A 15483-nucleotide genomic window follows, 5' to 3' on the forward strand; every position below is an offset into this window, starting at 1 on the left:
CTTTGTTCGTCAACGCCGTTGCCAGCGTAATTGAATAGACTCCTGTCACTGCATCGGCTGTCACTGTGCCCAGCGTGGTTGTATTGTTTGCATTTTTAACCAGAACAACACTGCCTGCTTCTGCTGTACCGGTAATGACCTTGCCTGCTGCATCAAAACTCGCAGTGGGAGCAGATGGGGCTGTCAGATCCGGAGCTATAACTGATTTAGCAATCGATATGTTTCCTGCGGTATCTTTCGCTGTAACATTAATCGTTTCTTTGTTAATTAACGCTGTCCCCAGCGTGATTGAATAGGCACCGGTGACTGCGTCAGCTGTAACAGTACCTAGAGTGACGGTGTTACCTGCATTTTTGACAACTACAACACTACCTGCTTCTGCGATACCGGAAATTACCTTTCCTGTGGTGTCAAAACTCGCGGTAGGAAGAACTGGTGGCGTTTTATCAGGTGCAAAAAGCGTGTTCACTACGGACACATTACCCGCCGCATCTTCGGCCGTAACATTAACCGTTTCTTTATTAAGTAATCCTGAAGCCAAAGTGATTGTGTAAGCGCCAGAGATTGAATCAGCAATTGCACTACCAAGAATCACATCACTAAGTGATTTTACTTCAACCAAAGAGTTAGCCTCTGCATAACCAAAAATAGTAGTTCCCGCAGAATTAAATTCAGCCGTAGGCATGGACGGCGCTATAACATCAGCTCCTCCTATTTTTGCAATTAGCGCATTTCTGTCCCAAATCGGCCCATCAAAGAATTCAATTTGTTCAATAAATCCATAGTTAGGGGCTCCATGTGATAAAGCATCCTGAATAAGAATTGACCCGCCTTGGCGAATTTTAATTAAAAGATGGCCGCTATTTGAGTATTCGCCATTAATTTGCTCAAACTCTATATCCTCGGCAGAAATTCCCTGATCGAAGATAATTTTATCATCACCATCTTTATCAATTATTGTATCGTTACCGTCGCCCAATCGATAAATATAGGTAGTTTTAATCCTCTCAGCATCAAACGCAGCAAGATCATTTCCAAGTCTACGTGCATACAAAATATCATCACCCGCGTCACCTATGAGGGTATCTACACCATATCCACCGTCCAGTGTGTCGTTTCCATCTCCCCCAGTAATATAATCATTACCATAACCACCCGTTAAAACATCATTGTGTTCGCCACCATCAATCTGATCATTGCCATAGCTGCCATAAATCTCATCATTTCCTTCTCCACCTTTTAGGGTGTCATCGCCGGAACCTCCATTTACATAATCTTGACCAAAACCAGCATTAACATTATCAGCGTCATCGAGCAAGCGAATAAAGTCGTTTCCATCAGTTACTATATTTTTAGCTTGTAAAAAATCCAAGAATGAGTAAGCCTCCCCATCAGCCAAAACTATAAACTTGTCTAAATAGGATGAGCCATAACCATAAGTTAAATATGTATTTTCTTCTAAATGGCGGTCTAGGTAATGGACAATTTTATTCTCTATTTGGACAGATGAATTACCTGTTTGATCATAAATGTGAAGTGTGCTTTTCTTTGAACCGTAACCGCCACCATATTCGTTGATTACATGAAAATCGAGATCCTCAAGATTGTATATATCTGGAAAAACCACAACGTCTGATCCAACCTCAAAATCGGCAACTTTTTTTGGTGCTCCCTGATTTATAATGAACCGATCTCGACCGGCTCCACCAAACATTTCGATAACCCCACTAGCTCTTGCCGAAACGATTGTATCGTCCCCGCTTCCTCCTGTTATTCGATTAGCGTTAAATGCCGCAATAAATACACCTGCATTTTGACTTGTGGCGAATGAAGATGAAGTGCTCTCCTGCGCAACAAAATTTGTAATTAACTTGGTTTTCAGAATTTGTTGTTGGATAGTGTTTAAGTCCCAAACATCACCATTTTCAAATTCAATTCGCTCAATTTTCTGCCGTGCAGACCAATCTTCAATGACAACAAATTGACCTTTGCGATTATAAAGATAAAGATAATCCCCATTTTTGGAAACCATGAGATCATCCTGATTAATGCCCGCCCCAAACTGAATAACGTCACTCCCCCCGGAATCACCAATCAGCTTATAGCCGTCTCCAGATTTAATAATATACGTATCATCACCGACACCTCCTTTTAATGTATCAACCCCTGAACCCGCGTAGTAGGTATCATTCCCTGCTGCACTGCTTAGCCTATTGTTACCTTCAGTACCTTCCAACACCTCATTCGTTTTACCACGAATCTCAACATTCCCGTGCAACAGTGGTGTCGAAAATTTGCTTTGCGCCAATATTTCATGAATATTCATAGTGATGCCATCTGCGAAAACTACATTCTCGATCAGAACATCTTCGGTTATTTCATTACCGAAATATATCTCGAAATAATTCCTGTTTTTGTCTACAAAATAAAGAGACTTTCCATCTACAATAAATTTAAAATCTGATGAAAAACTTTCGGTTAAATAAAGGGTGTCTACGCCCCCCTCATCGCTAAGGTAGTTACCGTCGGTAAATTCACTAAAATAACTTCCAGATTTAACATCTTCTGCGTTAAGGTAGTAGCTATCATCGCCCAACCCGCCAAACAAACTATCAGTGTCCGCACCACCTATCAGATGATCATTGCCTGCACCTCCGTATAACCGATCCTTACCGTCTCCACCATTCAGCGTGTCATCACCCGAGTACCCTTCGATCTCATCATTACCAGCTAATCCTGTAATGAGGTCATCTGAATCAAATCCATGTAAATATTCGGACGAATCAGATCCAATAGGCTTTAACTTTTCTTTAATCGTGTCCAAATCCCACACTACATCGTTGTTAAAAACAATCTCTTTAATAGACGCCAGATCACTGAATGCACCTACATTGGATCCATTCATAATAAAAACTCTTTGTAAAAGAACACTACCACCTTGCCTGAAGGATACGATGATAGTATCGCTATTTACACGTTGTAGAATGACATCATCTTCAGAAATTCCTGCATCTAGAACTAACCTATCCTTACCTTCCGACATTTTGATTGTATCTACACCATCGCCGATGGAATAATAATAGGTATCATTACCGTCTCCGCCCCATAGAACATCTGAACCGGCACCTCCAGTTATTTCATCATCGCCACCATAGGAATCAATGTAGTCCGCACCTCCATGACCATTGATCGAATCACTACTGTCCCAACCATAAAGCTTATCGTTAGCTTCAGTACCCGTATGCACTTTATTTTTTAAAAAGTCCGCGCTCCATAGCTCATCATTCGCAAAACGCAGACTACCGACATTTAACCCATGGCTGTGTGAGCCCTCGACTTCTATTTGTGCTCCATCCTTAAACTTAAGGTAAAGCCTATTTGAAGAGAGCTGTTTAAACTCTATTTCAGAAGAAAATATTTCATCACCAAAAATTATTTCGTTCACACCCGACATATCGGTTATACGATCATTACCATCTCCCAGCTGGTAACGATAAACATCATCTCCTGCACCTCCATCAAGAACATCATCGCCCAATCCACCGATTAAAATATCTCCGTTTTCAGAGCCAGGCAGAAAGTCATTACCATCAGTACCGCGAATAACAAGCGCTCTAACGCGATTAGCCTCTTGCAGTATTTTTTCGTTATTCCATACGTCGCCATTCGAAAAACTAATGAATTCGATACTACTGGAGCTCAACTCTCCATTCGCTATAAACGAATCGCGAACAGTGATGGCCGACAGGTCTTTTAATGTGATGACTAAATTGTTCGATGAATCTCGGGTCAGCTCAATATCCGACTCCAGAATGCCTTCACCAAATTCAATCTGGTCAGTACCGGCACTATCAACAATCACATCATTTCCGTCGCCTAACGCGTACCGGTATACATCATTACCTGCATAACCAAATAATTGGTCGTTGCCTTTAGAACCTGAAATTACGTCATCAGTACTAAATGCATGAATAACATCATCACTATTCGTCGGCTTTAGGACTTCTTGCATGACACGAGCAAGATCCCATTCAGAACCTGATTCAAAGCTAATGGTTTCTAATATGCCGTTAATTTCTGGTGACGGAATATATTGTTCGAGAATAACAAGCGTGAAATTTTTTGCAGAGCCAGTCGATACTTCAGGAAGAATAGATTCAGCGGAGAGAGAAGAATTTCCATAATCAGACCCTGCAATTGAACCGGTATCGCCATCTGATAAATTAAGTAATGTTGGGTAGAGTGAAAATCCAACCGAAAGAAAATGTGCTTCAAAAGAAGCAAGGTTGTTCCATATACCAGACATGCCACCATGTGCCGCACTTACTGCAACAAGTGCTTCATCCAATGATTTGCCAGTTTTAAGGTGATTAAAGACCTCTTTAACGCCAAGTCCGCCTTGGTCTCGAATTTCCTTATCTAATAGCTTGACTGCAATATAACTAACAGAATAGCCAGCTGAAGTAGAGGGTGAGCCAACTGTTGTTTTAAACAACTGATTAAAATTACTCTCCAAGCCAATAATACTGGCATCACCTTTTACGCGCTCATCTGCGCCATGAATGAATTCAGCAACACCTTCATTGAACCAACCAGGTAAAAGCGACGTGTTCATGTTTCGCGCCATCACCGCGTGCACCATTTCGTGAGCGATAATACGGTCGTAATATAAATAGCTATCACCATTTGGGGGAGCCGCAAAGTCAGCCAAATCAATCATTAGTTTTACGGTTGTGCTTATACTGGAACCTTGCGAGTAGCTTGTTTCGACGTGTGCAGCATCTCCGCCTACAGCATCCGTTTCAAATTCAAGTAGCATGTTACCGCTACCTATTAATCCATAATGGGTTTCAATTAACGCCTCGGATTGTGACAGCCAGCGATTTTGTAATTGCTCAATAATGCTGATTATTCCTGGTGCTACGACGTTGGCAGCTTTTACATCAAAAGCATTTTTAATGGTGATCCCATCGTGAGCGTTGATAGTCAGCTGTAAATCTGAGCCTACGCGACGCGCAACAACACCATTTTCTTCAATACCAATTAGCTCCAGATGATCTATCCCATTTATATCCTGAATCACATCTTTGCCATCACCGAGTGCAAACTGATAGATATCGTTGGCTGCACCTCCGTTCAGTTGATCATCGCCTTTATTCCCAATAAAGGTTTGATTAACGTTATCGCCCGTCAGCAGATCATCACCGTCCGTACCAATAAATTCATAGGGCTGATTGCGCTCAAGCTCAAGGGAAATACGTTCTGCATTCCATACCACTGTATTGCCAAAATGAATTTCTTCTATAGCATTCGTCGTTAACGCACCCGCCGCATCAAACATTGCAGAAACTGTAATGCTGTCAACGTTATTGATACGAATAATGAGATTATTATTAATATCCTTGCGGAGATTCACTTGAGCCTCGCTAATACCATCAGCCAAATGAATGTGATCATATCCCTCTAGATCAGCAACGGTATCTGCACCATGATTGCGGTCAAATTGATAATGATCGTCCCCTTTACCGCCATCCAATTTATCATTGCCCATACCGCCGATTAGCGTGTCATTACTTTCGTAGGCGGTGAGAACATCCGCATGATCAGAGCCTACTAAGGTAATGCCTTTTTCCGTTTCTTGAAGAATCCGTGTTAAGTCCCATTGTGTTTTATCGGAAAACTCAATCGATTGAATGGAACTGTTTACTATTACCTCACCAGTGGCGGAATTAAACATACCGTTAATGGTGATGCTTTCGCCAGTTGCAACCAGTACCAATAAATTTCCATTACTACGACGTAGTGTTACTTGCTCGGGCACAATACCTTCAGCGAATTTAATTTTATTATTGCCGCCGCTTTCGGTAATGGTGTCTTGGCCATCATTAGCCCGAATCATATAAACATCGTCCCCACTACTACCTATGAGTAAATCATTGCCTTTACTGCCAAGGAAAGTTGAGCCCCCGGCGTGGGCTGTTAGGGTGTCATTCCCCACACCGCCTACCAGCAGGCTTCCCGCTGCCTGCGCCGTTCGCGCTATATCAGTAGTTAAGCGCTCAGCAATAACAGTATCCATCGCAACTGAACTGGCGTTGATAATGCCGTTTTGTGCTTGGCTAATGAGTGCCTCAGCTGAATCCCCCAACACAATTTGATTTACTGAATTATTAAGGCCATTGAAGATAAATATTTTTCCATTACCGACTCGCAGAATGAGATCTTGCCCCTGTGCGGTAAGGCTAATTTGTTCAAGCAGTGTTGCACCGGCAATTGCCAAGGTGTTGTTGCCATCATCATCAAATAAACTGATGGTGTTGACTGGTTCGTTATTTTGGGAAGTAGTTGGTGTGGTGTTAGACAAAATATTCGCGTTATCTATTGAGGTAGTATTCGCGGCAGCTTCAAGCTCGCTGTGTGTGAAAACAATATTTTCGATGATGTAAATATCATTATCCTGGCCACCACCCCAGCCTTGGTCTTCGATATCACCGACAATAATGTCATCACCTTCATCCGCAAGAAGCAAATCGGCTCCTGCGCCACCCTCTATGTAGTCATTACCTGCGTTGCCATAAATTGAATCATTTCCATCACCTCCGTATAACACATCATTATCGGGCAGATGAGCTCGCTGAGAAGAAACTTCAAATCCATTTCCATAGATAATGTCAGCATCACCACCGCCCATGATCGTGTCATTACCCGTTCCACCTCTAATGTGATCGATACCTGCACCACCATCAATGAGATCATGTCCATCGAGACCGAAAAGTGTATCTTTATCTTCTCCGCCTACTATGTAATCACTCATGATGCCACCGAAAATGACATCATTACCTTTGTCACCCAACAGGTTATGACCTTTCATATCTTGGTATTGAGCAATATTAAGTGATGTTTCCGCATAATAGCTTGCATATATCGAACGTCCGGCAATGCTCCCACCAGCAAAATACCAAGCACCGACGCTAGAAGTTTCTGACATTTCAATAAAGGGACGATGTTCACCATAGGCCGTAGCCAATACAGTATGATTTTCATCAACATTGTTGATCGGGCGCTGCAACAAATAAGAGGGCATACCAGAAACAGATGGCTGTATCACCCAATCCAAATTGTTTCTTGTTTCATCTATAAAATCCAAAGTAAATATAGTCAGATCACCATTTTGCGTTTCGGTAAGTTGCGGAAATAAATTCTGGCGGTAGTCTTGCCATACTTGATCAGTAGTGACATTAACAATTTTATTGCCATCACCATCGAGCTTAGAAACTTCATTAAAATAGGCAGCCATAGAAGAATCAGCACGAATAAAATCATTGTCATCACCACCGTGTGCGACAGAGTTTTTACCCGTTACAACAATGTAATCACTACCTTCACCACCATCTATGTCATCGGTGCCGTGATTATCCAGGTACGAGAAAAGTCGAAGAGTCATGTCGCCCAGCATGGTGCTGCCACTTAAAATAAAGTCATCGCCAGCACCGCCTTTAAGGGTATCGTTACCATTTAATGTGCCCATTAAAAAATCCTGGCCTTCACCTCCATCGGCTTGCAGATGCTTCCAGCTATCTTTAGCGGGGTCACTTTCATAAATCTCTAATACACGATTCATGCTCAGCACATTACCGGCCGAATCACCGTTAAACACTTTTACACCGGAAATTGGAGAGTCTTCATCGGGCTCGCCGAGCGTGATACCCAATTGGCCGGGCTGCCAATTTTTTATCATCACACTGCTACCCGGTGATGTCTCAGATGGGCGAGTGGAAATAAATAAGCTGGTCGTTTCACCTTCATTAAAACGAACGACTTCGATATTACTGCCGGAACGAAAAACGTTATCTGTTCCTTTGACCGGTGTTAACTCACCCAGTGTTACGCCATCGATAACAACGGCTCCGTTGCCATCACTATCAATAATCATGTCACGACCGAAATTACCGTCGAAAATGTAGGTGTCATTACCAGCACCACCCAACAATTTGTCCGCACCTTCACCACCGATGAGCTGGTCATTACCGGCTCCGCCGAATAAAACATCACTGCCTTTTAATCCATTAAGTGTGTCATCACCACCCAAGCCATAAATACGGTCATTGCCGTCGCCGCCAACAAAAGCATCGGGACCGGTATTAGCAGGTGAATTACCCTCATTCGTACCAAAAATTACACGTTTAGGCTCTGGTACCTGATTGATATTGCTTGCATCAACATCACCCGAAAAAACCCAGCCACTGCCATTATCAAATCCATCGACATTTACATAGAAAACATCATCACCTGATGGGTTTGCGCTCTCAGAGGAATCAATATCGTTAGCGTTGCGCTCAAGCAACGCACTTAAATAATTGGCGCGGTCGTAATACCATTCATCGGGGAAATTTGCTTTTCCAGCCTGACGATCTACAGCGCTGAGGGATTGGTCGGCTGTCCATGCGCTGTAAAGATCCCAATGGAGATTGGACAATATGCCTTCATCCCCTTGCAAGGCAAAAGGTGCAGCAAAATACAGTGCGAGGAATTGGCCATAATCGGATTTTGCTTGTGCTGTATTCAGTGAAGGCTCAACCAGTTTTATATGGCCTTTTAAATTCACAAAATGACCGCTTTCTTCAAGCTCTTTCATGTTGAGATAAAACTGTTCACGCTGTGCAAGATCATTTTTTGTGGCGGCGGGTGTTTTTATAATATCGTCATCGATCAGCAATTTACGCAAACTATCGAGCATATTTTCATACGTATCCAATCCCTTATTGGACGATTGCTGCATGAAGGTTTTTAAAATCCCGGATGGACTATTGGCTTGGGTAGGATCGAGTTTTGAAAAAAGGCCGAAAAGATGCAAGCCATCCACTGCATTAATAATACTGTGGTTATTATTTACATAATCTAATATTCCATGCTCAACCTCTTGAGTGATTTTTACAGCTGAACCAATCGTATCTCCACTTACAGTATGAACAAAATCACCCTCAGCAATAACTGAAGTAATATTGGCACCTCCGCCCACAAATCCCAACTCTCCCAGCACAGAATCATCGCCCAAGCCGGGTGCATTTAATGTTACAACCTGCCCCGTATTTTCAGGAAACATTCGTGAAAAGACATAGGCTAAATTTCCCCCCAAGCTATGACCAGTAACATCTACCACCTCATTTTCATCAATCACACCAAGACCAACGTCACCACTCAACGATAATTTAAATAATTGGAAACCAATGGTCTCCCACAATTCATCCAATCCTGTTTCATAAAAATCGTTGGCAAGCTTCATTTGATAAAGCATGGCAATTTCATCATCAGAATAAATATTCTCTTGCCCTTCCGTAGCGGTTAGCTTTTTCCAATAACGATACAAATCCACTGCTTGTTCGTTCGCAAAACCAGCTACACCTATACCTAGCGTATTAGCAGTGACATGATCATTCCAAACCTCTTCCGACCCTCTGATAGCAAGAACCTTTTTTCCAGTTGATTTATCTTGGAAAACAGCCGCTTGAAAACCTGAATCATTATCCGTAAATGAATATGATAGATAATTAAAATTCCCTATAAATTTATCAGCTTCTGACGCAGTAAAATCCGCCGTATTTTTTAGAACATTGACTAATGTATCTGATGGAAAATCACCATAAATTGCTTTTGCCGTGCTTATTAATTTTATAAGAGCCTCAATGTTGTTGATTGTCATTTCCATATCCTCTTAAATTAGTTTTTAAATGCTGTATTTAATGCAACTCTCCAGCCATACAAGCCTTCTGAGCCTTTTTCGTGCTCGGTAAAACAATACACTCTTGAAGGAGAATCAAGAATAGTTTTCGATCTATCAAATTTAGAATAAGAAAAACTATAATAGAGCGAAAACAATTTTGAACTTTTTATTTCCACAACCTCATAACCAAATCGCCTTAGCCTTAACTCACCCTTCACACCCTCACCAACACTTTTCCATAGATAAACTGGATTTTTAGCCTGATCCTCAAGCTTTATTTCATAGGATGCATCAAGCTGCAAATCCCCCCCTAAATATCGCAAGTCATATGTATTCCCATCATTTTTATCTGTATATCGAGCGTAATCGACATACTCCAATAAAGATGCAGCCTTGGCCTGTTCTTGATCCTCAGCTAACCATCCCACTCCCCTCTCAAGTGGTTGATAAACCCGCAAACCACCTTCACTTGCACAATACTGTTTAAATCGCCAATAACCTTTTATGTTGTCAAAAAAGTACAGAGCGATTAGAAGGGGAATAATTGAAATAACCGCAATTGATTTAAAAAAATATTTCATAATATTTCCTTATTTTGGTAAAAATTTAGCGCTACAAACTCAAGAATAAAATCAGGAATTTTATTCTGCTTAATTATCAGTCGCATTTCAACATTCTCTACTGTTAAGAACAGCCAGTTAGGGATACCGAACCATCCATTACCTTGTGAGTTTATATAGGTAATCATAATTTTATGATCTATCCAAAACTTCTCTAACCCATAACTTTTGTCTTGGTAAACATATTTTTTCATGGTTGTAGTATTGCAAAACAATCTCTCTAGCCATTTCGCCTAATAGAACTTTAGCTTTTGAATTTTTTAACAAATAGGATACATATTCTGTAATCGCATCAATATTAAAAAAATCCACCAGAACACCCGTTTCATTCTGCTTAATCACTTCCCGCACCGGTGCCGTATCACTCGCCACAATCGCACAACCAGCGCTCATTGCTTCAAGCAAACTCCAACTCAATACAAACGGATAGGTGAGATATACATGTACAGTGGAGAGCTGTAATAGCTGGATAAAGTTTGGATACGAAAGCTTGCCCACAAAATGCACCCGGCTCATATCCAACTGGCTTTTGACTTCATTTAATAACAGCTCCTTCCATGTTGTACCCGCGGGAGGCCTGCTGCCGTAGCTCACATCATCCCCACCCACAATGACCACTCGCGCGTTTGGGTTTTGTTTTAGAATCTCCGGTAAGGCACGCATAAAAATATGATAGCCGCGCATAGGTTCCAGATTGCGGTTTACAAAGGTGATGATTTGGTCATCCCGCGTAAGGGTTTTACCATTTAACTGCATGGTGACCTGCGGGTTAGGTTTTATTAGATTTGTATCTATGCCATCGTGAATCACCGAGATTTTCGATTGAAACTGCTCGGGGAATACTGAGCGTTGAAAATGTGTGGGCGATATACCGGCATCTGCCTGAGCTAGCTGTAAATCAAAGGTTGCATTTTTGAGTTTTAAGCGGCACGCAAGATCCGTTTCGTCTTTTGAAAACTCAGGGTCAAAATTAGTATCGGCACCTTTGGCTTGATAATAAAACTCGCAGTAGAGCGCTAATTTTGCGTTTGGCCAGACTTCTTTTAAAAACAGACTTTCACCCCAACCGGGGTGGGCGATAATAATGTCGGGCGTAAAACCTTGTTTTTTTAATTCCAATGCCGCCCAAAATGCCGCCTCACCGCGAATGGTTTTGGTTTCCATGTCCACTAACCAAGGATGAATATTTTCACTGCTGCTGCGCTTGATGGTGTAGTAATGCGCTTTAACACCCTTGGGAATGGGGCGCTGACTGGGTGTGAGTACACGCACATCGTTTTTGACATCAGCCGCCAATGCCGGTGCCAAATGCACAAATTGTGCAGGAAAGTTTTGGTGAATAAATAGCACTCTCATTTGTTTTTATTCCTTGCCATCGATACCAGTGCTAATTAACGTTCACGAATACTTTCTTGCTGATAGCGCAAGAGTGGCGAGAGGAAGTATTCAATCACTCTACGCTGTGTGGTTTTTACTTCTGCGGTGACAGCCATACCGGGAATCAGTTTTACGTCTTTCGCTTCAACACGAATCGTGCTCTTGTGCATTTTCAAATGCATGGTGTAAACCAGACCCAGCTTTTCGTCGAGGATCGCGTCATCTGAAATGTGCGTGACGGTAGCGTCGATCAATCCGTATTTAGTAAACGGAAACGTGTGGATTTTTATTTCCGCAGGCATGTCTTTTTCAACAAAGCCAATATCCTGATTACCCAGCATCACTTGTACTTCCAGGCTTTCTTCTTCAGGCACTACAATCATTAATTGCTGCGCTTCAGTGACGACACCACCAATAGTATTGACTGCCAACTGTTGTACATAACCGGATACGGGGGCATAGAGAACTTGTTTATCATTCATATCCGTGGCTTTTACCAACTCTTCCGTAATGGTGGCGATTTGATTGCGACTATCGGCAATTTGCGCAAGGAGCTTGCTTAAGGTATCGGACTTGAGCGCATTGATTTGTTGCTGTGCTTCATTGATGGCGGCATCCAACTGTTGTTGTACTTGTTGCTGTGCTGCCAAATCCTGTACTCGCTCAATACGTTGTTGCTCTAACTCCAAATACTCTGCTTCGGAAGCCATGTTTTTGGCATAGAGACTTTCCAGAGCCTGCGCGCGCTTGCTAACCATCGGCAGGGTTTGCTGAAGTTTTTTAATGGTTTCCTGATTAGCCACTTTTTCGCTTTGTACTTTTTTAAGTCCGCTGTGCAGGCTGCTTAATTGCGCTTGATATTGCTGCCATTGCTGCCAGGTTTTTTGTTGGTGTAACAGCAATTCTATTTCTGTAGGTTTTATGTCTGCGGGAACATTGAGTTGTATTCCGGCAGGCGATTTGATGTTTGAGGGTGACTTATCCGTTAGGAATTGCTGTAAGGCTTCTGCGCCTGCGAGATTCAGGCTGGCATTGTGCAGCTCTTGTTGCATACGCGATTGGTCAGCCGCCGTGATAGTGCGATCCAATTCAATCAGTGCATCGCCCTGATTCACATACTGGCCTTCTTTTACGTGAATGGCTTTTACAAAGCCTTTGGTTAAAGGCTGAATTTGTTTGACGCGGCTGCTGGGAATAATTTTGCCCTCGGCACTGGCAACGACATCCACTTTACCTACACAAGCCCATATGAGTGACAGTACGAATAACGCTATCAATACCCACGCCAACCAACGCACTAACGGATTGGGTGGCGACTCCTGCAATTCCAACGCCGCTGGCATAAATTCAGCCAGGTTTTGTTGTTTGGAACCATCGCCGAGTTTCGCGCGCTCACGCCAGGCATCAAGCAATTGCTGGAAAAAGTTAGTCATGGACTACCTCCAGCTTCGGACTTGCCTGTTGCGCAGACAAGGAATGCGCCGAAGTAGTTTTCGGTTGCGGGCTATGCTGTTGGTAACCATGCAACTGCGCGTAATAACCTTGTTGTTGCAACAATTCGTCATGCGCACCTTGCTCTACGATATGACCTTTGTTCATCACAATAATGCGGTTGCAGATTCGCACCGTACTCAAGCGGTGGGCGATGATGAATACGGTGCGGCCTTTACAGATCTCGGCCATGTTGTCTTGAATAATCCGTTCGGATTCATAATCCAGCGCACTGGTAGCTTCATCAAAAATCAGAATACGTGGATTCGTTAAGAGTGCGCGTGCAATTGCCAAGCGTTGGCGCTGACCGCCGGAGAGATTACTGCCCTGCTCGCCGACCATGGTGTCGTAGGCTTCAGGAAGATCAACAATAAACTCATGAGCACCGGCAAGCTTGGCAACAGCCACAATCTGCTCCATAGGTGCAGCAGGATTAGTGAGTGCAATATTTTCCCGCACGGTTTGGTTGAAGAGAAAGTTCTCTTGCAGAACCACACCAATGTTGCGACGCAGCCATGCAGTATCCACCATGGCGAGATCCACACCATCTACCAGCACGCGGCCGCTTTCAGGTAAATACAAGCGCTGGATTAATTTGGTGAGCGTGCTTTTACCGGAGCCGGAGCGGCCAACAATACCGATAATCTCGCCGGGTTTTACGTGCAGGTTAAAGCTGTCGAGAATCACGGGGCCATCGTGACGATAGCGAAAACGAACATGCTCAAAGCTCACTTCGCCGGAGATTGATGGCAAGGTAGAGCGATTGGGGTTGTAGCCGGGCTCACGCGGGGTATTGAGAATATCCCCCAAGCGTTCGATGGAAATACCTGCTTGCTGGAAGTCTTGCCAAAGTTGCACCAGTTTTAGAATGGGGCCACTCACACGGCCCGCCAACATATTAAAGGCGATTAATTCACCCACCGTAAGTTGCCCACCAATCACCAAGTGAGCTCCCCACCAAATAATGCCCAGCGTCATTAATTTATTGATCAAACCGGCAATCTGGTTAGCCACATTGCCAAGGTTTTGACTACGGAAAGAAGCGCTTACGTAATTGGCTAATTGGTCTTCCCATTTGCGCTGCATTTGAGGTTCAACCGCCATGGCTTTTACAGTTTGTACGCCGGTAACGGATTCGGTGAGGAAGGCGGTATTCGCTGCACCGTGTTTGAATTTCTCATCCAAACGGTGACGCAGGATGGGCGTAATAAAAACAGACAGCAGGATGTAACAAGGAATGGTGGCAGCGACAACAAAAAATAACGTCGAGCTGTAGTACCACATCACCAGCAGAAAGACGATGGTAAAGCCCAGATCCAGAATCAAGGTAAGTGCACTGCCAGTAATAAAATTACGAATAGTATCCAGCTCATGCACCCGAGCGACGTTTTGCCCAACTTGTCGCGCCTCAAAATAACCCATCGGCAAGGCCATCAAATGATGGAACAAGCGTGAACCCAATTCCACATCGACCCGACTGGTGGTATGTGCCATGACATAACTACGGATTCCGCCAAGCAGCGCTTCAAAAATGGCAATCGCAAAGAACGCAAAGGCAATAACATCAAGTGTACTAAAGCCACGATGCACCAATACTTTATCCATCACCACTTGAAACAACAGTGGAGTAATCAAACCAAACAATTGCAGAAAGAACGATGCAATTAGCACTTCACCAAATAATTTGCGGTATTTAATAAGCGAGGGAATAAACCAGCTGATATCGAATTTTTGTTGCAGGCTTTCGCGAATGCCGAGACGACGACTGAGAAAAATCACTTCACCCGACCAAAGCGAATTAAATTCGTCTGCGCTTAATGTTTTCGGTGTTTGCTCGCGCAGATCCTGCACCAGCACTTTCGTCGGTACACCATCTTCCTCGGCAATGCGCGCAAGAATAATGTAATCACCGCCTTTGGTTTTGGCGATAGCAGGGAGACTGGAGCCGATTAATTTAGCGAGAGGAAGAGTAAACAGTTTGGCTTTAAAGGTCAGCGCTTTGGCGGCGCGGAGTATTTCAGTATTGCCAAGGGGCTGGCCAGGAATTGCAAACTGGTGGGTGATTTGTGCCGCGTCAGCGGGCAACTGGTGGAATCCTGCGAGTGCTACCAAGCACTGTAAACCTGTATCCATGGTTTAGTCCATTCGAGACGATGAAAAATTTGGTGCCAATACTAATTGTAAAAGTTTGTAATTTCAAATTTATGTAATTTTTACGCTGATCTATACGGTTTGAACTTTACACGATCAGATCAAGCCCACCTTAAACCTTAA

5 protein-coding genes are annotated in these 15483 nt (G+C 43.2%); all 5 read right to left on the minus strand.

The genetic code is table 11. The features are described 5' to 3' along the window. Nucleotides 1-9700, minus strand: a 9700-nt coding sequence (locus B2739_RS17455) for a flagellinolysin (protein WP_331347115.1), incomplete at its 3' end; no start/stop codon positions are given. Between the two features lie 17 nt (nt 9701-9717). Further along, complete coding sequence (locus B2739_RS17460) at nt 9718-10302, minus strand: hypothetical protein (protein WP_331347116.1); 585 nt, start codon at nt 10300-10302, stop codon at nt 9718-9720. A gap of 171 nt (nt 10303-10473) precedes the next feature. Next, nucleotides 10474-11697 (minus strand): glycosyltransferase family 4 protein, encoded by a 1224-nt coding sequence (locus tag B2739_RS17465; RefSeq protein ID WP_331347117.1) that lies wholly within the window; start codon nt 11695-11697, stop codon nt 10474-10476. 35 nt (nt 11698-11732) lie between these two features. Continuing rightward, nucleotides 11733-13151: an HlyD family type I secretion periplasmic adaptor subunit gene (locus tag B2739_RS17470; protein WP_331347118.1), complete on the minus strand. Its 1419-nt coding sequence runs from the start codon at nt 13149-13151 to the stop codon at nt 11733-11735. Then, nucleotides 13144-15342 (minus strand): type I secretion system permease/ATPase, encoded by a 2199-nt coding sequence (locus B2739_RS17475; protein WP_331347119.1) that lies wholly within the window; start codon nt 15340-15342, stop codon nt 13144-13146. Before B2739_RS17475 ends, B2739_RS17470 begins: the two co-directional genes overlap by 8 nt. Nucleotides 15343-15483: the final 141 nt, after the last annotated feature.

Source organism: Cellvibrio sp. UBA7661 (assembly GCA_002483365.1).
Lineage (GTDB): Bacteria > Pseudomonadota > Gammaproteobacteria > Pseudomonadales > Cellvibrionaceae > Cellvibrio.